Annotated in this window: 18 protein-coding genes and 1 rRNA gene; 17 read left to right on the top strand and 2 right to left on the bottom strand. The window is 70.6% G+C overall.

Annotated elements, in window-relative coordinates; translation table 11 throughout:
* Both rrf and ACZ6SF_RS24860 read left to right on the top strand, forming a co-directional pair.
* Positions 1–87: ribosomal RNA gene (gene rrf / locus ACZ6SF_RS24865) — 5S ribosomal RNA — on the top strand; the annotation flags it as partial.
* 699 nt (positions 88–786) lie between these two features.
* Positions 787–1,689, top strand: a complete 903-nt coding sequence (locus ACZ6SF_RS24860) for a hypothetical protein (protein WP_466064921.1) — start codon at positions 787–789, stop codon at positions 1,687–1,689.
* Between the two features lie 52 nt (positions 1,690–1,741).
* Here the strand turns inward: ACZ6SF_RS24860 and ACZ6SF_RS24855 are convergent, their stop codons facing one another.
* On the bottom strand, positions 1,742–2,224 hold the full coding sequence (locus tag ACZ6SF_RS24855) for a GyrI-like domain-containing protein (protein ID WP_466064920.1): 483 nt from the start codon (positions 2,222–2,224) through the stop codon (positions 1,742–1,744).
* A 168-nt stretch (positions 2,225–2,392) separates the two neighbouring features.
* On the opposite strand from ACZ6SF_RS24855, the gene ACZ6SF_RS24850 reads away from it, so the two are divergent.
* Genes ACZ6SF_RS24850 through recN form a run of 5 tightly spaced genes read left to right on the top strand, consistent with a single transcriptional unit; the run spans position 2,393 to position 7,116 of the window.
* On the top strand, positions 2,393–3,286 hold the full coding sequence (locus ACZ6SF_RS24850; protein WP_466064954.1) for an HAD-IIA family hydrolase: 894 nt from the start codon (positions 2,393–2,395) through the stop codon (positions 3,284–3,286).
* A gap of 13 nt (positions 3,287–3,299) precedes the next feature.
* Entirely contained in the window at positions 3,300–3,575 is a 276-nt protein-coding gene (locus tag ACZ6SF_RS24845) for a hypothetical protein (protein WP_466064918.1), read from the top strand.
* A 1-nt stretch (position 3,576) separates the two neighbouring features.
* The gene (locus ACZ6SF_RS24840) at positions 3,577–4,398 is read left to right on the top strand and encodes a TlyA family RNA methyltransferase (protein WP_466064916.1); all 822 of its coding nucleotides are present in this window, start codon (positions 3,577–3,579) and stop codon (positions 4,396–4,398) included.
* A complete protein-coding gene (locus tag ACZ6SF_RS24835) occupies positions 4,395–5,366 on the top strand; it encodes an NAD kinase (RefSeq protein WP_466064914.1) in 972 nt (323 codons plus the stop codon). The genes ACZ6SF_RS24840 and ACZ6SF_RS24835 overlap by 4 nt, the downstream gene beginning before the upstream one ends.
* Complete coding sequence (recN, locus tag ACZ6SF_RS24830) at positions 5,344–7,116, top strand: DNA repair protein RecN (protein ID WP_466064913.1); 1,773 nt, start codon at positions 5,344–5,346, stop codon at positions 7,114–7,116. Before ACZ6SF_RS24835 ends, recN begins: the two co-directional genes overlap by 23 nt.
* A gap of 91 nt (positions 7,117–7,207) precedes the next feature.
* Here recN and ACZ6SF_RS24825 read toward each other — a convergent pair whose 3' ends face one another.
* A complete protein-coding gene (locus ACZ6SF_RS24825; RefSeq protein ID WP_466064911.1) occupies positions 7,208–7,627 on the bottom strand; it encodes an SRPBCC family protein in 420 nt (139 codons plus the stop codon).
* Between the two features lie 184 nt (positions 7,628–7,811).
* Between ACZ6SF_RS24825 and steA the strand changes: the two genes are divergently transcribed.
* From steA to der, 10 genes are all read left to right on the top strand, one after another.
* Complete coding sequence (steA, locus tag ACZ6SF_RS24820; protein ID WP_466064909.1) at positions 7,812–9,023, top strand: putative cytokinetic ring protein SteA; 1,212 nt, start codon at positions 7,812–7,814, stop codon at positions 9,021–9,023.
* Positions 9,024–9,270: 247 nt separating this feature from the next.
* Positions 9,271–10,998, top strand: a complete 1,728-nt coding sequence (locus ACZ6SF_RS24815) for a CTP synthase (protein ID WP_466064907.1) — start codon at positions 9,271–9,273, stop codon at positions 10,996–10,998.
* Positions 10,995–11,651 carry an NUDIX domain-containing protein gene (locus tag ACZ6SF_RS24810; protein ID WP_466064905.1) on the top strand — a complete coding sequence of 219 codons (657 nt, stop codon included), beginning with the start codon at positions 10,995–10,997 and terminating at the stop codon, positions 11,649–11,651. The genes ACZ6SF_RS24815 and ACZ6SF_RS24810 overlap by 4 nt, the downstream gene beginning before the upstream one ends.
* 13 nt (positions 11,652–11,664) lie before the next feature.
* Positions 11,665–12,609 (top strand): site-specific tyrosine recombinase XerD, encoded by a 945-nt coding sequence (locus ACZ6SF_RS24805; RefSeq protein ID WP_466064904.1) that lies wholly within the window; start codon positions 11,665–11,667, stop codon positions 12,607–12,609.
* A gap of 154 nt (positions 12,610–12,763) precedes the next feature.
* Positions 12,764–13,702 carry a ParA family protein gene (locus tag ACZ6SF_RS24800; RefSeq protein ID WP_466064902.1) on the top strand — a complete coding sequence of 313 codons (939 nt, stop codon included), beginning with the start codon at positions 12,764–12,766 and terminating at the stop codon, positions 13,700–13,702.
* On the top strand, positions 13,699–14,595 hold the full coding sequence (locus tag ACZ6SF_RS24795; RefSeq protein ID WP_466064900.1) for a segregation and condensation protein A: 897 nt from the start codon (positions 13,699–13,701) through the stop codon (positions 14,593–14,595). The genes ACZ6SF_RS24800 and ACZ6SF_RS24795 overlap by 4 nt, the downstream gene beginning before the upstream one ends.
* A complete protein-coding gene (scpB, locus tag ACZ6SF_RS24790; RefSeq protein WP_466064898.1) occupies positions 14,592–15,284 on the top strand; it encodes an SMC-Scp complex subunit ScpB in 693 nt (230 codons plus the stop codon). The genes ACZ6SF_RS24795 and scpB overlap by 4 nt, the downstream gene beginning before the upstream one ends.
* An 11-nt stretch (positions 15,285–15,295) precedes the next feature.
* Positions 15,296–16,552 (top strand): pseudouridine synthase, encoded by a 1,257-nt coding sequence (locus ACZ6SF_RS24785; protein WP_466064897.1) that lies wholly within the window; start codon positions 15,296–15,298, stop codon positions 16,550–16,552.
* Between the two features lie 65 nt (positions 16,553–16,617).
* Positions 16,618–17,319, top strand: a complete 702-nt coding sequence (cmk, locus tag ACZ6SF_RS24780; protein WP_466064952.1) for a (d)CMP kinase — start codon at positions 16,618–16,620, stop codon at positions 17,317–17,319.
* Entirely contained in the window at positions 17,316–18,743 is a 1,428-nt protein-coding gene (gene der, locus ACZ6SF_RS24775) for a ribosome biogenesis GTPase Der (protein ID WP_466064895.1), read from the top strand. The genes cmk and der overlap by 4 nt, the downstream gene beginning before the upstream one ends.
* Positions 18,744–18,823 lie beyond the last annotated feature (80 nt).

Genomic DNA, 18,823 nt, shown 5'->3' with positions numbered 1-18,823 from the left:
GGTCCCATTCCGAACCCGGAAGCTAAGCCTGCCAGCGCCGATGGTACTGCACTCGACAGGGTGTGGGAGAGTAGGACACCGCCGGAACATACATTCCCTTTGGGGGCCCACACTGTGGGCCCCCAAAGGCGTTTCCGGCACCATTGTCTCCACCGCGGGTTGTGACCCGTAAACTTGTGTGGGCAGACGATCATTGTGTGCCGAGTTCGAGAAGTCGTCGATTTCGATCCATCCGTGTCACCGAGAGAGGGACCCGCCGTGCCGGAACAGAACAATGGCCGGAAGCCGTTCCGGCGCAATTCTTCCGGGGCGGAGAACGGATTCCGGCGGACCGGAGAGGGCGGCGATACCCGCCGCCCGGACGGTGAATCCGGCGGGGACAGGGGGCACCGCGGGGCCGGCGCGCCGGGCGGTGGGTTCCGCCGGGAGAACGGCAGGCGTAACGACGTCCGAGGCGGCGGTACCGGGGATCGGACACCGCAGCGGTCGGAGGGCGGTCGTCCGCGGCCCGATCGAGGTGGATATGCCGGTGATGATTCCCGGCGTCCCGATCGAGGCCGACCCGATCGGGACGCGGGTCGGGAGCGTCCGGGCGACAGGTCCGGTGGGCGTGGTGGTGATCGCACGGATACGCCGCGGGGGCGTCAGGACAATCGGTCCGGGGGTTTCGGCGGCCGTGATTCGCGCGCGGGTGGCGATCGTCCCGAACGGGGCTTCCGGGAGCGCGGCGATCGGCCGCAAGGTGGGTTCCGCTCCGGCGACAGCGATCGTGGCGGCTTCCGAGGCGTGGGCACAGGCCGCGGGGACGGTCGCGCGCGCGATGAACGCCGTTTCGGCGGGCGGGGGGACGCCGCGGGGCGGCCGCCGGAGCGTACCGGTCAGCGCCCGCCGCACCGGGGTCCGGCCGATACGGGCGGGGACAACGGGGGCGGTGGATACGCACGGTCCGGCGAGGCCGGCCCGCGCCGCCGGGGCGGCGAAGGCGCGTCCCGTGGCCTGGATCGGCGGCCACCGCGACCCGACGAACCCGATCTTCCCGACGATATCCAGGCCGGTGATCTCGACACCTCCATCCGGCGCGACCTCCTGAGCCTGGACAAAGGAAACGCCGAAACCGTCGCACGCCATCTGGCGATGGCGGCGCAGATGCTCGACGACGATCCGCGGCTCGCGCTGGCTCATGCGCGGGCCGCCCGGCAGCGCGCGGGCCGGATCGCCGTGGTGCGCGAAACCGCCGGAGTGGTCGCCTACCACGCGGGAGAGTGGGCGGAGGCCTTGTCGGAACTGCGGGCCGCGCGCCGGATGGCGGGCGGGACCGGACTGCTGGCCGTTATGGCCGACTGCGAACGCGGGCTGGGCCGGCCGGAACGGGCCATCGAGATCGGCCGCAGCGAGGAGGGCCGGGCACTGACCGGCGACGAGGCGATCGAACTGCGGATCGTGGTCGCCGGGGCGCGGATGGATCTCGGCCAGTACGACCAGGCCGTCGTCACGCTGCAGACGCCCGATCTCGATCCCGCGCGCACCGGTTCGGGTCCCGCGCGCCTGTTCTACGCCTACGCCGACGCGCTCGTCGCGGCCGGGCGCACCGATGAAGGTCTGACCTGGTTCTTCAATTCCGCCGCCGCGGATCTGGACGGCGAAACCGATGCCGAGGAACGTGCCGCGGAGTTGACGGGCGAAGTCTGACGACCGCGCGGGTCACCGGCGTCCGGAGCCGCCGGTGACCCGGATCGGCGCGTCAGGCCGGCGACACCGCCCAGTTGAGTTCGGTGCGCAGCTCGGCCGGATCCATATCCGGGCGGGGCTCGGTGATGTAGACCTCCCACCGGGTCTCCCCGGGAAGCAGGCCCTGGCCGGTGATCCAGCTGTGCAGCCTGTCCCAGCTCGTACCGAGGTCGTCGAAGGCGCCGTGATGGACGAGGCGCGCCGTCGGCCCGGCGGGCAGGCTGCCGGGGTGGACCCCGCCTTCCGCGGTGACGGGCCGGTCGACGGGGAATCCCACCGCGAGTTCCTGCGACCGCGCGTCGGCCGGTCCGTAGCGGCAGAGCGCGGGTCCGGTGATCCGCGCGCCCTGGCCGGTGATGACGCCGGGCAGCAGGCCGAACGAGGTATCGAAGAAATCCCGGAGATCCGCGGACGCGATATGTCCGTGGACGATGGCCAGGGGTGTGTCGGCGGTCTCGACCAGGGATGGCCCCGCGGTGTCCGGTTGGTCTGCCATGGATAGGTACTCCGTCCGTGGGTGAAGTCGTCATCGGGTGTCGCTGTCGATATTCCGACGATCGCGGGGTCGCGAATTCATCGGCGGCCCGGGGGAAGATCGTCGCCGCGGTACGGACTGGGTGCCGGGGGTGTCGGGCGGTGCACGTAGGGTCCGGGTGTGCGGGATGTGAGTGAGACGCCGCGATTGCGGGACGGGTACGAGGCACTGCTGCTGGATCTGGACGGAACCCTCTATCGCGGACCGGCGGTCGTCGAGGGCGGTCCGGATGCGCTCACGGACGGGAAACAGCAACTGGTGTACGTCACCAACAATGCGAGCCGGGCGGCGTCCGCTGTGGCCTCCCACCTCGCCGAACTGGGATATCCGGCCGGTGAGTCCGATGTGGTGACCAGTGCGCAGGCCGCGGGCCGGTTGCTGGCCGAACGGCTCGCGGCCGGTGCCGAGGTCCTGGTGGTCGGCACCGAGGATCTCGCGGCCGAGGTCGCGGCGGCGGGTCTGCGACCGGTACGCACGGCCACCGGCACGGTGGTGGCGGTGGTCCAGGGACATTCGCCGCAGACCGCGTGGCCGGATCTGGCCGAAGCGTCCTACGCGCTGCGTGCCGGGGCGGTCTGGGTGGCCGCCAACACCGACCGGACGCTGCCGAACGAACGCGGGCTCGCACCCGGGAACGGAGCCATGGTCGCGGCGCTGCGGGCCGCCTCCGACCGGGAACCCGTGGTCGCGGGCAAACCCTATCCACCGCTGCTCGACGACGCGCTGCGCCGGGCCGGAACCAGGGCGGCGCTGGTCGTGGGTGACCGTCTCGACACCGATATCGACGGCGCGCTGAATGTGGGACTGGACTCGCTGCTGGTGCTGACCGGGGTGAGCACCCTGGAGGAACTGGCCGGGCGGCCCGCCGAGCGGTGGCCGACCTATATAGCCGAAAGCCTGGATGCCCTGAACCGGGAGCCCGTACCCGCCGGATGCGGGGATGTGGACGCGGTCCGGCGGGAATTCGAGGCCCACCCCGGCCGGGCGCTGAGGGTACGCGCGCCTCGTTCGGAAATCCGATAGCGTTGGCCTCACGATGACTACCCCGACTCCCCGACAGCACACCGCCGGCGCCGCCCGTCCCGCGGTGCCGCTGCCCGGTCAGCATCTGCCCGGAGCGGACGGTCACAGCGAACCCGCCGATCCGGACCGGATCCGGGCCGAGGTCCGTGACCTGCTCGCCGAACTGGGATCCGCGCCGGCGGCGTCCGGAGAGGATTCCGCCGGCACCGATCTGGCCCGCCGTGCCCATATCCTCGACCAGGCCCATGAGGTCTTGGTCCGGGCGCTGGCCACGGTGGACAAGATCTGAGGTGGCCAGGAGGGCGCGGGTGGACGCGGAACTGGTTCGCCGCGGATTGGCGCGATCGAGGGAACACGCCGTGGAACTGATCGGAGCCGGGCGGGTACTGATCAACGGCGCGGTGGCGGTCAAAGCGGCCACCGCGGTGGAGGCGGGGACGCCGCTGCTGGTGAAAGAGCAGGCGGATGAGGTCGGCTGGGCCTCGCGTGGGGCGCATAAGCTGCTCGGGGCGCTGGCGGCGTTCGAGCCGCGGGGCGTAGAGATCGCGGGGCGGCGATGCCTGGATGCCGGGGCGTCCACCGGCGGATTCACCGATGTGCTGCTCAGCCGCGGTGCGCGTGAGGTGGTGGCCGCCGATGTCGGCTACGGACAGCTGGTGTGGCGGCTGCGCTCCGACGACCGGGTACGCGTGCACGACCGGACCAATGTCCGGAATCTGACTCCCGGCGAGATCGGGGGGACCGTGGATATCGTGGTCGCCGATCTGTCGTTCATCTCGCTCGCGCTGGTCCTGCCCGCCCTGGCCGCATGCGCCGCTCCGGGCGCGGATCTGCTGCCGATGGTGAAACCGCAGTTCGAGGTCGGTAAGGATCGGGTCGGGTCGGGCGGTGTGGTGCGTGATCCGGCGTTGCGCGCCGAATCGGTGTGCGCGGTGGCCGCCGCGGCCGCGGAGCTCGGCTTGCGTACCCGGGGCGTGGTGGCGAGTCCGCTGCCGGGACCGTCCGGGAATGTCGAATACTTCTTGTGGCTGCGGCGTGAGGATCCGGCGGACCGGGACCCCGCCGAGGTGGCGGAGCTGGTCCGGCGCGCGGTCGAGGAGGGCCCGCGGTGAGCGCCGGCCGGACGCGCCGGGAGGTCCTGCTGGTCTCCCATCCGGGCCGCGCCGAGATCAGCGAGACGGCACACCGTGTCGCGAAGATCTTCGCGGAGGCCGGTATCGGGCTGCGGGTGCTGGCCGACGAGGCCGACAGCACCCGGCTCGACGGCGACGCCGAACCGATCACCGGACCGGGAGGCTATCCGGTCCGGGTGGTGGCCCACGAACCGGAGGCGGCGCGCGGCTGCGAGATGGTGCTCGCCCTCGGCGGTGACGGCACCCTGCTGCGGGCGGCCGAACTCGCGCGCCAGGTCACGGTGCCGGTGCTCGGTATCAATTTGGGGCGGATCGGATTTCTCACCGAGGCCGAGGCGGAGAATCTGGACGAGGCGCTCGCGCAGGTGGTCCGGCGTGACTACCGCGTCGAGGAACGGATGACGATCGACCTGTGTGTCCGGGTCGACGACGAGATCATCGAACACGGCTGGGCGCTGAACGAGGCCAGTATCGAGAACGCGGCCCGGATGGGGGTTCTCGAAGTGGTGCTCGAGGTCGACGGGCGTCCGGTGTCGTCCTACGGGTGCGACGGGATTCTCGTCGCGACCCCTACCGGTTCCACGGCGTATGCTTTCTCCGCGGGCGGTCCTGTGGTGTGGCCGGAACTGGAAGCACTGCTGGTGATTCCGAGCAACGCGCACGCGCTGTTCGCGCGCCCGCTGGTGACCAGCCCGGATTCGCGTATCGCGGTCGAATCCGTTGCCACCGGCCATGATGCGATAGTTTTCCTGGATGGCAGGCGCACCCTCGCGTTGCCGCGGGGCGGCCGGGTGGAAGCGGTCCGTGGTGCCGAGCCGGTGCGGTGGGTGCGGCTGGATTCCGCGCCGTTCGCGGATCGGATGGTGCGCAAGTTCGAGCTGCCGGTGACGGGTTGGCGGGGCCGGCGGCGAACGGAGGGCACACGTGCTGACAGAGATACGAATTGACGGACTCGGCGTCATCTCGACGGCGACCGCGCAATTCCACGAAGGGCTCACCGTGCTCACCGGTGAAACCGGGGCGGGCAAGACCATGGTGGTCACCAGTCTGCATCTGCTGAGCGGGGCGCGGGCCGACGCCGGCCGGGTGCGGCTGGGCGCCACTCGTGCGGTCGTGGAGGGCCGCTTCACGCTCGACGAGGTGAACTCCGCCGCGCGCGACGAGGCCGGGCGGGTGCTCGAAGCGGCGGCCGCCGAGCCCGATGACGACGGCACCGTGATCGCGATCCGGACGGTCGGCAGCGACGGCCGGTCCCGCGCCCATCTGGGCGGCCGGGGCGTACCGGCATCGGTGCTGGCCGATTTCACCGCGCCGCTGCTGACGGTGCACGGGCAGAACGACCAGTTGCGCCTGCAGCGGCCGGAACAGCAACTACAGGCCTTGGACCAGTTCGCGGACGCGACGGTCGGGCCGCTGCTGCGGGATTACACCGAACAGCGCGGCGCCTGGCTGGCGGCGCGGACCGCGCTGCTGGAGCGCACGGCCAGCAGCCGGGAGATGGCGGCGGAGGCCGAGCGGCTCACCCAGTCGCTGGCCGAGATCGATGCCGTGGCACCGGAGCCCGGGGAAGATGAACGGCTGGTCGCCGAGGTTCGCCGCCTCAGTGATCTGGATTCGCTGCGGGAGGCGGCGGCGACCGCGCACGAGGCGCTGGCCGGGCCCGCCGACACCCCGGGTGAGGGTGTCGGAGCGCTGGACGCGCTGGGAGTCGCGCGGTCGCGGGTGGAGTCGGCCGAGGATCCGGCCCTGGCGGCGCTGTCGCCGCGGCTGGCCGACGCGATCGCGGTCGTGGTGGATCTGACCACCGAGCTCAGCGGCTATCTGTCCGATCTGCCCTCCGACCCCGGGGCGCTGGAGTCCATGCTGACCCGGCAGGCCGAATTGAAAACCCTGACCCGCAAGTACGCCCCCGATATCGACGGCGTGATCGCCTGGGCGGACGAGGCGCGGACCCGGCTGGAATCGCTGGATGTCTCGGAGGAGGCGCTGGCGGCCCTGCGGGCCGACGCCGAGGCGGGCGCCGACCGGGTGCGGGCGGCGGCGGTGAAACTATCGCAGGCGCGCAGCGATGCCGCCGGTGCGCTGGCCACCGCGGTGAGCGAGGAACTGAGCGGGCTGGCGATGGGTAAGGCGCGGCTGGAGGTGGTGGTGCGGCCGATGCCCGCCGGCGCCCAGGATTCCGCGCCGCTGGAAATCGACGGGACCGAACTGCATGCCGGGCCCGCCGGTATCGACGAGGTGGAACTACGGTTGTCCGCCCATTCCGGGGCGCAATCGCTGCCGCTGAGCAAAAGCGCCTCCGGGGGTGAACTCTCCCGGGTGATGCTGGCGCTGGAGGTGGTCCTGGCGGGCGCCGAACACGGGGCGACGATGGTTTTCGACGAGGTCGACGCCGGTGTGGGCGGCCGGGCGGCGGTGGAGATCGGGCGGCGGCTGGCCCGGCTGGCCCGGACACATCAGGTGATCGTGGTAACCCACCTGGCGCAGGTCGCGGCCTTCGCCGACACCCATCTGGTGGTGAACAAATCCGATGACGGTGAGGGCGCGGTGAACTCGGGGGTGCGGGCGCTCACCCAGGACGAACGCGTCGTGGAACTCGCCCGGATGCTGGCCGGGCTCGACGATACCGAGACCGGCCGCGCGCATGCCTGGGAACTGCTGAACATCGCGCGCGCGGAGCGGATGGCGGCCGGCTGAGCCGGGCCGCCGGTCGAGCGGCCCGCGGAACCGGCGCGGCCGGAGGGAACGCCCCGGCCGCGCTGCGGTCTCGCCGAGAGTGCGCGCCGGGTCAGCGGACGGCTTTGCGGGCGCCGGCGATGAATTGGTTGATCAGGCCCTTCAATCCGGCCTCGAGGGCTTTGCCGGGCACGGGAAGCGACGGGTCGGAGGTCATGGTGTAGACGACCCGGGTGCCGGCGCCCTCGTCGGCGAAGGTGATCACGCCGGTGTGGCTCTTCACCGGGGCGCCCTTGACGACCTTGTACTCCATCCGCTCGCCGGGCACGAGTTCGGTGATCTCCTCGACGATGCCGACCGGTCCGACCCCGATCTTGTGCTGCGCGCCGACGCCTTCGCGTTCGGTATGGCCCGGTTTGACGAGGGTGATGTTCACCGCGAGAAACGGGCTGATGCTCTCGCGGTCGGCGAACAGTCGGTACACGGTCGCGCGCGGTGCGTCGATGACGGTATCGACGGTGGTGCTGGCCATGGAGCTCTCCTCTTCGTATAGCTGTGCCCGGAGCATACGGCGCTGCCGAGGTGCCGGGCGCCCCGCGCCGCGGGCACCCGCCCGGATGCCCGGTAACCGATCGATTGCCCCGACCATCGATGGACGCCGCTGGAACGCGGCGTGTCTCCACCACAGGTCGAGAGTTTGCGGACATCATCGCTGCATGAGGATGCTGGCGCTGCTGTCGAAGAATTCCGAGACGCTGCCCGGCCGGACCGGGACCGCCCGGGTCGACCGTGATACGCGGCGGCTACTGGCGCGGGTCGGACCAGGTGATATCGCCGTCCTCGACGAGATGGACCTGGATCAGGTCACGGCCGAGCGGCTGGTCGGTGCGGGGGTGGTGGCGGTGGTGAACACCTCACCCTCGATCTCCGGCCGCTACCCGAATGTGGGCCCCGAGGTCCTGGTCGCCAATGGTGTGCTGTTGCTGGACACGGTCAGCTCCGACGCCTTCGGGCGGATCAAGGACGGGGCCCGGATCCGGATCGAGGACGGCGTCGTCTACGCCGACCGCTTCACCCGCAAAGAGCCCGAGGTCCTCGTCGAATGCCTGGAGCTCGACGAGGAGGCGGTCGCCGACCGGATGGGTGAGGCGCGCAACGGGCTGGCCGGACATCTGGAATCGTTCGCCGGTGACGCGCTCGAATTCATCCGCGCCGAATCGTCGCTGCTCATGGATGGGATCGGGGTGCCCGATCCGGATCTGGACTTCAGCGGCCGGCAGGTGGTCGTGGTCGGGGACGGGCCCGGGCACGCCGAGGATCTGAAGAAGCTCAAACCGTTCATCAAGGAGTACTCCCCGCTGATGGTCGGGGTGGGGCGCGGCGCGGAGACGATGCGCCGGGCCGGGTACAAACCCGATCTGATCGTGGCCAATCCCGAGGATCTGGCCGCGCGGACCCTGACCGCCGGCGCCGAGTTGATCGTGCCGGCCGATCTGACCGGCCGGGCCGAGGGGCTGGAGCGGGTCAAGGAGCTGGGTATCGGGGCGATCACCTTCCCGTGCTCGGGTACGCCCGCGGATCTGGCGCTGCTGCTGGCCCATCACCACGGCGCCTCCCTCATCGTGACCGCGGGCGCGGCCGCGTCGCTGGAGGAGTTCTTCGACCGGGGACGCCGCGACAGCAATCCGGCGACCTTCCTGACCCGGCTCAAGGTCGGGGAATCGATCATGGACGCGACCGCGGTGGCGACGCTCTATCGCAGCCGGATCTCCGGTGCGATCATCTCGTTGCTGGTGCTGGCGGCGCTGGTGGTGGTGATCGTGGCCGTCCTGGCCGCCGGGCACGGAAGCGACGTGCTGGCGCAGGCGCAGGAGATGCTGACCCGCGCGGAGGCCTGGAGCCGCGAGGTGCTGGCCCGTCCCGAGTAGTCCGGGAGACCCGGAGCGGGCGTGAGGGGCAATTCCTCAGCGTCCCGTATCCGGCCGGGACGGGCGCTCCGATTCCGCCGCCGTGGTGTCCGGGTGTGAGAGAAGTGGCCGGTGGTGCGGCCGGTGCGGATGTGGGCGTTCCGGTCGTGGTTCTCCTCGTATGCCGCCGCATGAATTCCGGCGATCGGGTGGTTAACCGGGGGTGGCTGTCGATCGTCCGCCGGGTTTCGTGTTACCGTGAAGACCCGTGGGTCATACACGGATTCAGGCGCGGACAGCCACCAAACACATCTTCGTCAGTGGTGGAGTCGCCTCATCACTCGGTAAGGGTCTCACCGCCTCCAGCCTCGGGCAATTGCTGACAGCGCGGGGGTTACGGGTCACCATGCAGAAGCTCGACCCCTACTTGAACGTCGATCCCGGCACCATGAATCCGTTCCAGCACGGAGAGGTGTTCGTCACCGAGGACGGCGCCGAGACCGACCTCGATGTGGGCCACTACGAGCGATTCCTCGACCGCGATCTGTCCAAGGACGCCAACGTCACCACCGGGCAGGTCTACTCGTCGGTGATCGCCAAGGAGCGGCGCGGCGAGTACCTGGGCGATACGGTGCAGGTGATCCCGCATATCACCGACGAGATCAAGGCGCGGGTCCTGGCGATGCGCGGTCCGGACCTGCAGGGGCAGGAACCGGATGTGGTGATCACGGAGATCGGCGGCACTGTCGGCGATATCGAATCCCAGCCGTTCCTCGAGGCGGCCCGCCAGATCCGCCACGACGTCGGCCGCGACAACGTCTTCTTCCTGCACGTCTCGCTGGTGCCCTATCTGGCGCCCTCGGGGGAGCTCAAGACCAAACCCACCCAGCATTCGGTGGCCGCGCTGCGCAGTATCGGTATCCAGCCCGACGCGCTGATCCTGCGCTGCGACCGCGAGGTGTCGGCGGGACTCAAGAGCAAGATCGCGCTGATGTGCGATGTGGAGGTGGACGCCTGTATCTCCACCCCCGACGCGCCCTCGATCTACGACATCCCCAAGGTGCTGCACCGCGAGGGCCTCGACGCCTATGTGGTGCGCAAACTCGGGCTGCCGTTCCGGGATGTCGACTGGACCGTCTGGGGCGATCTCCTCGACCGGGTCCACACTCCCCGGGAGACGGTGGAGGTCGCGCTGGTAGGCAAATACGTGGACCTGCCCGACGCCTACCTGTCGGTCACCGAGGCCCTGCGCGCCGGCGGTTTCGCCCACCGGGCGAAGGTGAAACTGCGCTGGGTGCAGTCCGACGACTGCGAGACCCCGGCCGGCGCCCAGGCCGCACTGCGCGATGTCGACGCGGTGCTCATCCCCGGCGGGTTCGGCATCCGCGGGATCGAAGGCAAGGTCGGCGCGATCCGGCACGCCCGCACCCGCAAACTGCCGCTGCTCGGGCTGTGCCTGGGGCTGCAGTGCATGGTCATCGAAGCGGCGCGGTCAGTGGGGCTGACCGACGCCAACTCCGCCGAGTTCGAACCCGATACCGAACATCCGGTGATCTCGACCATGGCCGACCAGGAGGAGGCTGTGGCCGGTGAAGCCGATCTGGGCGGCACCATGCGGCTCGGCGCCTATCCGGCGGTACTGGAGAAGGGGTCGGTGGTGGCCCGCGCCTACCACGGCACCGAGGTTTCCGAACGGCACCGGCACCGGTACGAGGTGAACAACTCCTACCGCGACAAGATCGCCACCAGCGGGCTGCGGTTCAGCGGCACCTCGCCGGACGGGCATCTGGTGGAGTTCGTGGAACTGCCCGGCGATATCCATCCGTTCTTCGTCGGCACCCAGGCCCATCCCGAACTGAAGAGCCGGCCCACCCGGCCGCATCCGCTGTTCGCCGAGCTGATCGCCGCGGCCCTGCGCTACAAGCTGGCCGAACGGCTGCCCGTGGATATCCCGGGTGAGCAGGAGATGGCCGCCGCCTCCGAGAGCGCGTCGTGACCCCGGCCGGTCCGGTACCGGGCAGGCACGCCTTCGCGACGGTGGACAGCCGGCTCGTGTACAGCGGTGCGATCCTCGCGCTGCGGGTCGACCGGGTGGAGATGCCCGACGGCCGGGTCGTGGAACGCGAGGTGGTCGAGCACCACGGCGCCGTGGCGGTGGTGGCGGTCGACGACGACGGGCAGGTCGTGCTGATCCGGCAGTACCGGCATCCGCTGGGTGAACGACTGCTGGAATTGCCCGCGGGCCTGATCGATATCCCGGGCGAGGATCCGCTGGAAGCGGCGAAACGCGAACTCGCCGAGGAGACCGGGCTCGCCGCCCGGGAATGGTCGGTGCTGGTGGATGTGGCGCTCTCGCCGGGATTCACCGACGAGGCGCTGCGGGTGTATCTCGCGCGCGGCCTCACCGAGACCCACCGGCCCGATCCCGAACACGAGGAAGCCGACCTGGAACTGGTGCGGATGCCGGTCGCCGAGGCGGTGCGCGGGGCACTGGCCGGCGAGATCGTCAACGCGACCGCGGTCGCCGGGCTGCTCGCGCTGAGCGCCGCGGACACAACCGGTCTGCCGTTGCGGGCGGCCGGCGCGCCGTGGCCGGGGCAGCCGGACGCGCTGCTGCGGCGCCAGGCCGCGCAGCGGTCCGCGGACTGACCGGGGCGAGACGGTGCGGGAGGTCGACGTCTTCCTGGACCATCTGGCGGTGGAGCGGGGGGCGGCGCGCAGCACCCTGTCCGCCTACCGGCGGGATCTGGGTCGCTACCGGGAGTTCCTGACCGCACGCGGGGTCGCGGGGCTCGAGGCGGTGAGCGAGGCCGATATCGGGGAGTTCGCGGTGGCGCTGCGCGCCGGGGATCCGCAGCATCCGCCGCTGGCGCCCGGCTCGGTGGCCCGGGCGCTGATCGCCGTGCGCGGCCTGCACCGGTTCGCGGCGGCGGAGGGTTTGATCAGCGCCGATGTCGCGCATGCGGTGAAACCGCCGATGGTGGGGCAGCGGCTGCCGAAAGCGCTGCCGGTCGATCAGGTACTGCGCCTGCTGGACGCCGCGGGCGCGGACGCCGGAGCCGGCGGGGAGGCCGCCGCGCGCGGTCTGCGCGACCGCGCGCTGCTCGAACTGCTGTATTCGACCGGGGCGCGGATCTCGGAGACCATCGGCCTCGATATCGACGATATCGATACCGGCGACCGGGCCGTCGTCCTGCGCGGCAAAGGCGGTAAACAGCGGATCGTGCCCATCGGCCGCCCCGCCCTGGTCGCGCTCGACGACTACCTGGTGCGCGGCCGCCCGGTCCTGGCCACCGGCGGGCGCGGACCCCGCACCCCGGGATCGGCCGCGGCGCTGTTCCTCAATGTGCGCGCCGGGCGGCTGTCGCGGCAGAGCGCCTGGCAGGTGTTGCAACGCGCGGCCGAGCACGCCGGGATCACCGCAACCGTCTCGCCGCACACGCTGCGGCATTCGTTCGCCACCCATCTGCTGGACGGCGGCGCGGATGTGCGCGTGGTGCAGGAGCTGCTGGGTCACGCGTCGGTGACGACCACCCAGATCTACACCCTGGTGACGGTCGGGACGTTGCGCGAGGTCTGGGCCACCGCACACCCGCGAGCACGGTAAACACCAACACGCCGTCGATACACGCGGTGCTCGAGTGGTGACAAGCGGTAGCGTCTAGGTCGAGCCGGACCGTGGCGAAAGCGAGACCGTGCCTTGATCGGCCTCGTTACGCTCTACGAGGTGACGGGCAGGAACGTATAAGGAGCAGCGGATCGTGACGACAGCCGGAGGGCCGGAATCGGCCAGGGGCGCCGAGAACGACGATCGCGCCGCGTCGGTATGGGGCGCGGGCCCCGAACCCGTACCCGCCGACGCCGCACTCGGTCCTACGGGCCGGCCGCTACGGAGCGTGCCCGAACCGCCGGCGCCGTCCCATGAGGGCAATGCCCTGATCGTGGCGATGTGCAACCAGAAGGGCGGGGTCGGCAAGACCACGTCCACCATCAATCTCGGGGCGGCGCTGGCCGAATACGGCCGCCGGGTGCTGCTGGTGGATCTGGACCCGCAGGGTGCGTTGTCGGCGGGACTCGGGGTGGCCCATCACGATCTCGATCTGACCGTGCACAACCTGCTGATCGGGTCGCCGGTGAGCGCCGACGACGTGCTCATGCAGACCAAGGTCGAGAATCTGGATCTGCTGCCGAGCAATATCGACCTGTCCGCGGCCGAGATCCAGCTGGTGAACGAGGTCGGGCGGGAGCAATCGCTCGGGCGCGCGCTGGAGCCGATCCGTGACCGCTACGACTACATCCTGATCGACTGCCAGCCGTCGCTGGGACTGTTGACGGTGAACGCGCTGGCCTGCTCGGACGGTGTGATCATCCCGATGGAATGCGAGTACTTCTCGCTACGCGGGCTGGCGTTGCTCAACGACACCGTGGAGAAGGTGCGGGACCGGCTGAATCCGCGGTTGAGCCTGTACGGCATCGTGGTGACCATGTTCGATGCCCGGCTTTTGCATTCTCGTCAGGTGATGGCGCGTGTGGTGGAGGTGTTCGGCGAACTGGTGTACGACACGGCCATCGCGCGCACCGTCCGGTTCCCGGACGCCAGTGTCGCCGGTGAGCCGATCACCACGTGGGCGCCGAAATCCGGTGGTGCCGAGGCATATCGGGCGATGGCACGGGAAGTCATCTACCGGTCCGGTCGGTGAGCGCGGTATCCCGACCCGCTTCGCCGACGAACGACCCCGCCCCGGAGCCGGATCCGGCGGCTCCGGCCGCGGAGAAGTCCGGTTTCCATCTGCGGCTGAGCAATTTCGAGGGTCCGTTCGATCTGCTGTTGCAGTTGATCTCGCAGCGGCGCCTCGATGTGACCGAGGTGGCGCTGCATCAGGTCACCGATGAGTTCATCGCCTATACGAAGGCGTTGACCGCGGGGTTGGCGCAGCCGGGGAATTCGCTGCGCACCGACAAGATCCTGGACCAGACCACCGAGTTCCTGGTGGTCGCGGCGACGCTGCTGGATCTGAAGGCCGCGCGGCTGCTGCCGTCGGGCGAGGTCACCGATCCGGACGATCTCGAATTGCTCGAGGCCCGGGACCTGCTGTTCGCCCGGCTGCTGCAGTACCGGGCGTTCAAGCAGGTCGCCGAATTGCTGGGCGAGCTCGAGGCGGTGGCGCTGCGGCGTTATCCGCGGGCGGTGGGCCTCGAGGAGCGATTCGCGAGTCTGCTGCCGGAGGTGTCGCTGGGGGTGGACGCGGCGGGGTTCGCCGATATCGCCGCCGCCGCGTTCCGGCCCCGGCCGACGCCTACGGTGGGGTTGGACCATCTGCACGCCCATACCGTGTCGGTGGCCGAGCAGGCCACGCTGGTGCTGGAGCGGTTGCGGGCGCGCGGTGCGGGAACCTGGACCACATTCGCCGAGCTGGTCGCCGATTGCGGGGCGCCGATCCAGATCGTGGCCCGTTTCCTGGCCCTGCTGGAGCTGTACCGCGGCCGGTCGATCGAGTTCGACCAGCCCGACCCCCTGGGCCCGCTGGCGGTCCGGTGGGTCGGAGACGAGGCCGAGAGCGCCCCGGCCGACATCGAGGAGGACTACGGATGAGCGAGTCGGGCCCGGAGGCGGGAGCGGAGCGTAGCGCGGAGACTGTGACCGAATTCGCGCCCGAGCCGCTGGACGACGACGAGTTCCGGTCGGCGCTGGAGGCGCTGCTGCTCGTCGTGGACACTCCCGCGCCGGTAGAGCAGCTGGCCGCCGCCCTGGACGAACCCCCGCAGCGGGTGGAGCGGACCCTGCGGGAGATGTCGGCGGAGCTGGCCGCGCGGCGCAGCGGGATGGATCTGCGTTTCGCGGGGGACGGGTGGCGCTTCTATACTCGCAGCGAGTACGCACCCTATGTGGAGCGTATGTTGCTCGACGGCGCCCGGTCGAAGTTGACGCGGGCGGCGCTGGAGACGCTGGCGGTGGTGGCATACCGTCAGCCGGTGACCCGGGCACGGGTCAGCGCGGTGCGCGGTGTCAACGTCGACGGTGTGATGCGCACCCTGCTGGCCAGGGGTTTGATCACCGAGGCGGGCGCCGACCCGGAAACCAACGGCACGCTCTACGGCACCACCGAGTTGTTCCTGGAACGGATCGGGCTGGCGTCGCTGAGCGATCTGCCGGAATTGGCGCCCCTGCTGCCGGGGGTCGACCTGATCGACGAGATCAATGACAGTCTGGAGACGGATCCCCGCTACACCAGGCTGCGTAAACCCGCCGAGGACGATCTGAAACTCGGCGCCGAGGATTGACTAGGAACATCGTGAACACACCCGCTCGCCGAGATGGCATACCGGATCGAAGAAAACGCGGCGACCAGGCCGGTCGCGGCCGGGGCGCGCCCCGCGCGACGGGCGACGCCCGGCGCGGCGCCGGCGACCCGCCCCGCACCGGCCGCGCGGGAGGCCCGCGCAGCCAGGAACGCGGCGCCCGCAGTGACCAGGTGCAGCGCACGGGACGGACCGGCGGTGACCGGCCGACCCGTGGCGGAGCCCCGGGCACCACGCGTGGCGCCGGCCAGGGCACCCGCGGCGGCACGGGCCAGAGCGCTCGCGGCCAGGGCGCCCAGAGCGGCCGCGGTGGTGCCGGGCAGAGCGTTCGCGGGGCCCGGCCCGGCGCGGTCCGCACCGGCGGCGCGCGGACCGGTGGGCGGCCGGGCTCCGGAACCCCGGAGCGGCGGAACCAGCCGCCGCGGGTGTCCGGCCCGCCGCAGCTGAGTAATGCCAAACCCGCCCGCCACCAGCATGTGGACCCGGAGGGCCGCGGTCCCGAGAAGCTGCCGTGGGGTGAGGGCGAACGTCTGCAGAAAGTGCTGGCGAAGGCCGGCGTCGCCTCTCGCCGGGCCGCCGAGGAACTGATCGAGCAGGGACGGGTCGAGGTCGACGGTCTCATCGTGCGCGAGCAGGGTCTGCGGATCGACCCCGAGAACGCGGTGGTGCGGGTCGACGGGACCCGGGTGGTGGTGCGTGAGGAACTGGTGCACCTGGCGTTGAACAAACCCAAGGGCTGGCAGTCCACCATGTCCGACGACCTCGGACGCCCGTGTGTCGGCGATATCGTCGCCGAGCGGGTCGCGGCGGGTCAGCGGCTGTTCCATGTCGGACGTCTCGACGCCGATACCGAGGGGCTGCTGCTGCTCACCAACGACGGCGATCTCGCCCACCGGCTGATGCATCCCTCCTACGAGATGCCCAAGACCTACCTGGCGACCGTGCAGGGCGAGGTGCACCGTTCGGTCGGCAAGATCCTGCGTGACGGGGTGGAGCTCGAGGACGGCCCGGCCAAGGTGGACAGGTTCCAGGTGCTCGAAACCGAACCGGGACGCTCCCTGGTGAAGGTGGTGTTGCACGAAGGGCGCAAACATATCGTGCGCCGGTTGCTGGACGCGGTCGGTCATCCGGTGACCAGGCTGGTCCGCACCCATATCGGTCCGGTGGTGCTGGCGGACCAGCGTCCTGGCACCCTGCGGGTGCTCGGACGCGACGAAATCGGGAAACTCTACGAGGCGGTGTCATTGTGAACGGTGTGGAGGCTCCGGTGGGAGTCGTGGCGGACGCGGCTCGCGACCGGTCGCTGGTGGTGGCGATGGACGGTCCGTCGGGGACCGGGAAGTCCAGCGTCTCGCGCCGGCTGGCGGCGCGGCTGGAGGCCCGCTACCTCGATACCGGCGCCATGTACCGGGTCGCCACCCTGCAGGTGCTGCGGGCGGGGATCGATCCCGCCGATACCGCCGCCGTGATCGCGGTGGTGACCGATATGCCGTTGCGGATCGGCACCGATCCCGGCCGTGAGCTGATCGAACTCGGCGGCGCCGATGTGCGCGCCGAGATCCGCGGCGCCGAGGTCACCGCGGCGGTCTCGGCCGTCTCGGCGGTACCCGAGGTGCGCGAACAGCTGGTGGCGCTGCAGCGCGAGATCGCGGTGAGCGCGGGCCGGATCGTGGTCGAGGGCCGCGATATCGGGACCACTGTGCTGCCCGACGCGGACGCCAAGATCTTTCTGACCGCATCCGCCCAGGCCCGGGCACACCGGCGCAATCAGCAGAACATCGCCGAGGGCCGTGGCGACGACTACGCCGGGGTGCTCGCCGATGTGCAGCGCCGGGACCGGCTCGATTCCACCCGCGCGGTATCGCCGCTGCGCCGCGCCGAGGACGCGGTGCAGGTCGATACCAGCGATCTCAGCATGGACGAGACCATCGAGGAGCTGTTCGGTGAGGTCGCCCGGCAGCTGGACCGGCCCCGGGTGCGCCAGGGGGCCGCGCGACGCGGTGGAGCCGCCGGATGAGCGCGGAAACCTCCGGCGATGTGCTGGCAGGCGACGGGGTCTGGAGCGACGAGACCGAATGGGAGATCGCCGACCTCACCGGCGACCCGGAGGCCGCCGACCAGCTGCCCATGCCGACCCTGGCCGTGGTCGGCCGTCCGAACGTCGGTAAATCGACCCTGGTGAACCGGATCCTGGGCCGCCGGGAGGCGGTGGTCGAGGACGTACCCGGGGTGACGCGGGACCGGGTGTCCTACGAGGCGTCCTGGGCGGGCCGGCGTTTCTGGGTGCAGGACACCGGCGGCTGGGAGCCCGACGCCAAGGGCCTGCAGCAATCGGTGGCCCGGCAGGCGGAACTGGCCATGAACACCGCCGACGCGATTCTGCTGGTCGTGGACGCGGTAGTGGGTGCGACCGCCACCGACGAGGCCGCGGTGAAGGTGCTGCGGCGGGCGAAGACACCGGTGATCCTGGTCGCGAACAAGGTCGACGATCAGCGCATCGAATCCGACGCGGCGGCGCTGTGGTCGCTGGGGCTGGGCGAGCCGCGGATGGTGTCCGCGGCGCACGGCCGCGGTACCGGCGACCTCCTCGACGATGTGCTCGAGGTGCTGCCCGAGACGCCCCGCGAGGGCGGTGGCGGGGCCGGTGGGCCGCGCCGGGTGGCGCTGGTCGGGAAACCGAATGTCGGCAAATCGAGTCTGCTGAACAAACTGGCCGGCGACGAGCGGTCGGTGGTGCACGATATCGCCGGTACCACGGTCGACCCGGTGGATTCGCTGGTGGAACTGGGCGGCAAGGTATGGCGGTTCGTCGATACCGCCGGGCTGCGGCGCAAGGTCGCCAATGCCAGCGGCACCGAGTTCTACGCCTCGCTGCGCACCAAATCGGCGCTCGAGGCCTCCGAGGTGGCGATCATGCTGATCGACGCCTCCCAGCCCATCACCGAACAGGATCTGCGGGTGATCGGCCTGGTCGCCGATTCCGGGCGGGCGCTGGTATTGGCGTTCAACAAATGGGATCTGGTCGACGAGGACCGGCGCCTGCAACTCGACCGTGAGGTCGACCGGGATCTGGTGCGGGTGCCGTGGGCGCAACGCGTCAACATCTCCGCGCAGACCGGGCGCGCGGTGCAGAAGCTGGTTCCGGCGATGGAGACCGCGCTCGAATCCTGGGACAAACGGATTTCGACCGGCCGGTTGAACACCTGGCTCAAGGAAGTGATCGCCGCGACGCCGCCGCCGATGCGCGGCGGACGGTTGCCGCGGGTGCTGTTCGCGACCCAGGCCACCACCCGGCCTCCGACATTCGTGCTTTTCACGACGGGTTTCCTGGAGGCGGGTTACCGGCGGTTCCTGGAGCGCCGGTTGCGTGAGGAGTTCGGATTCGACGGGTCACCGGTCCGGATCTCGGTGCGTATCCGGGAGAAGCGCGCCAAGAAATGATGCGTGCGCTCACCCACCGGCCCCGGTGGGTGAGCGCGTATCCCGCGCTGCCGGAACCGGCCCGGCGCGCCCCGGTACGG

The organism is Nocardia sp. NPDC049935 (assembly GCF_055586645.1).
The sequence above is the reverse complement of the archived record's forward strand: the minus strand, read 5'-3'. Positions and strand labels throughout refer to the sequence as shown.

What these genes read in the sequence shown, in the direction of transcription:
- ACZ6SF_RS24855 (WP_466064920.1), bottom strand. Translation starts at nt 2,224, where the DNA reads ATGGCAGACCAACCGGACACCGCGGGGCCATCCCTGGTCGAGACCGCC.
- ACZ6SF_RS24845 (WP_466064918.1), top strand. Translation starts at nt 3,300, where the DNA reads ATGACTACCCCGACTCCCCGACAGCACACCGCCGGCGCCGCCCGTCCC.
- ACZ6SF_RS24825 (WP_466064911.1), bottom strand. Translation starts at nt 7,627, where the DNA reads ATGGCCAGCACCACCGTCGATACCGTCATCGACGCACCGCGCGCGACC.
- steA (WP_466064909.1), top strand. Translation starts at nt 7,812, where the DNA reads ATGAGGATGCTGGCGCTGCTGTCGAAGAATTCCGAGACGCTGCCCGGC.
- scpB (WP_466064898.1), top strand. Translation starts at nt 14,592, where the DNA reads ATGAGCGAGTCGGGCCCGGAGGCGGGAGCGGAGCGTAGCGCGGAGACT.
- cmk (WP_466064952.1), top strand. Translation starts at nt 16,618, where the DNA reads ATGGACGGTCCGTCGGGGACCGGGAAGTCCAGCGTCTCGCGCCGGCTG.
- der (WP_466064895.1), top strand. Translation starts at nt 17,316, where the DNA reads ATGAGCGCGGAAACCTCCGGCGATGTGCTGGCAGGCGACGGGGTCTGG.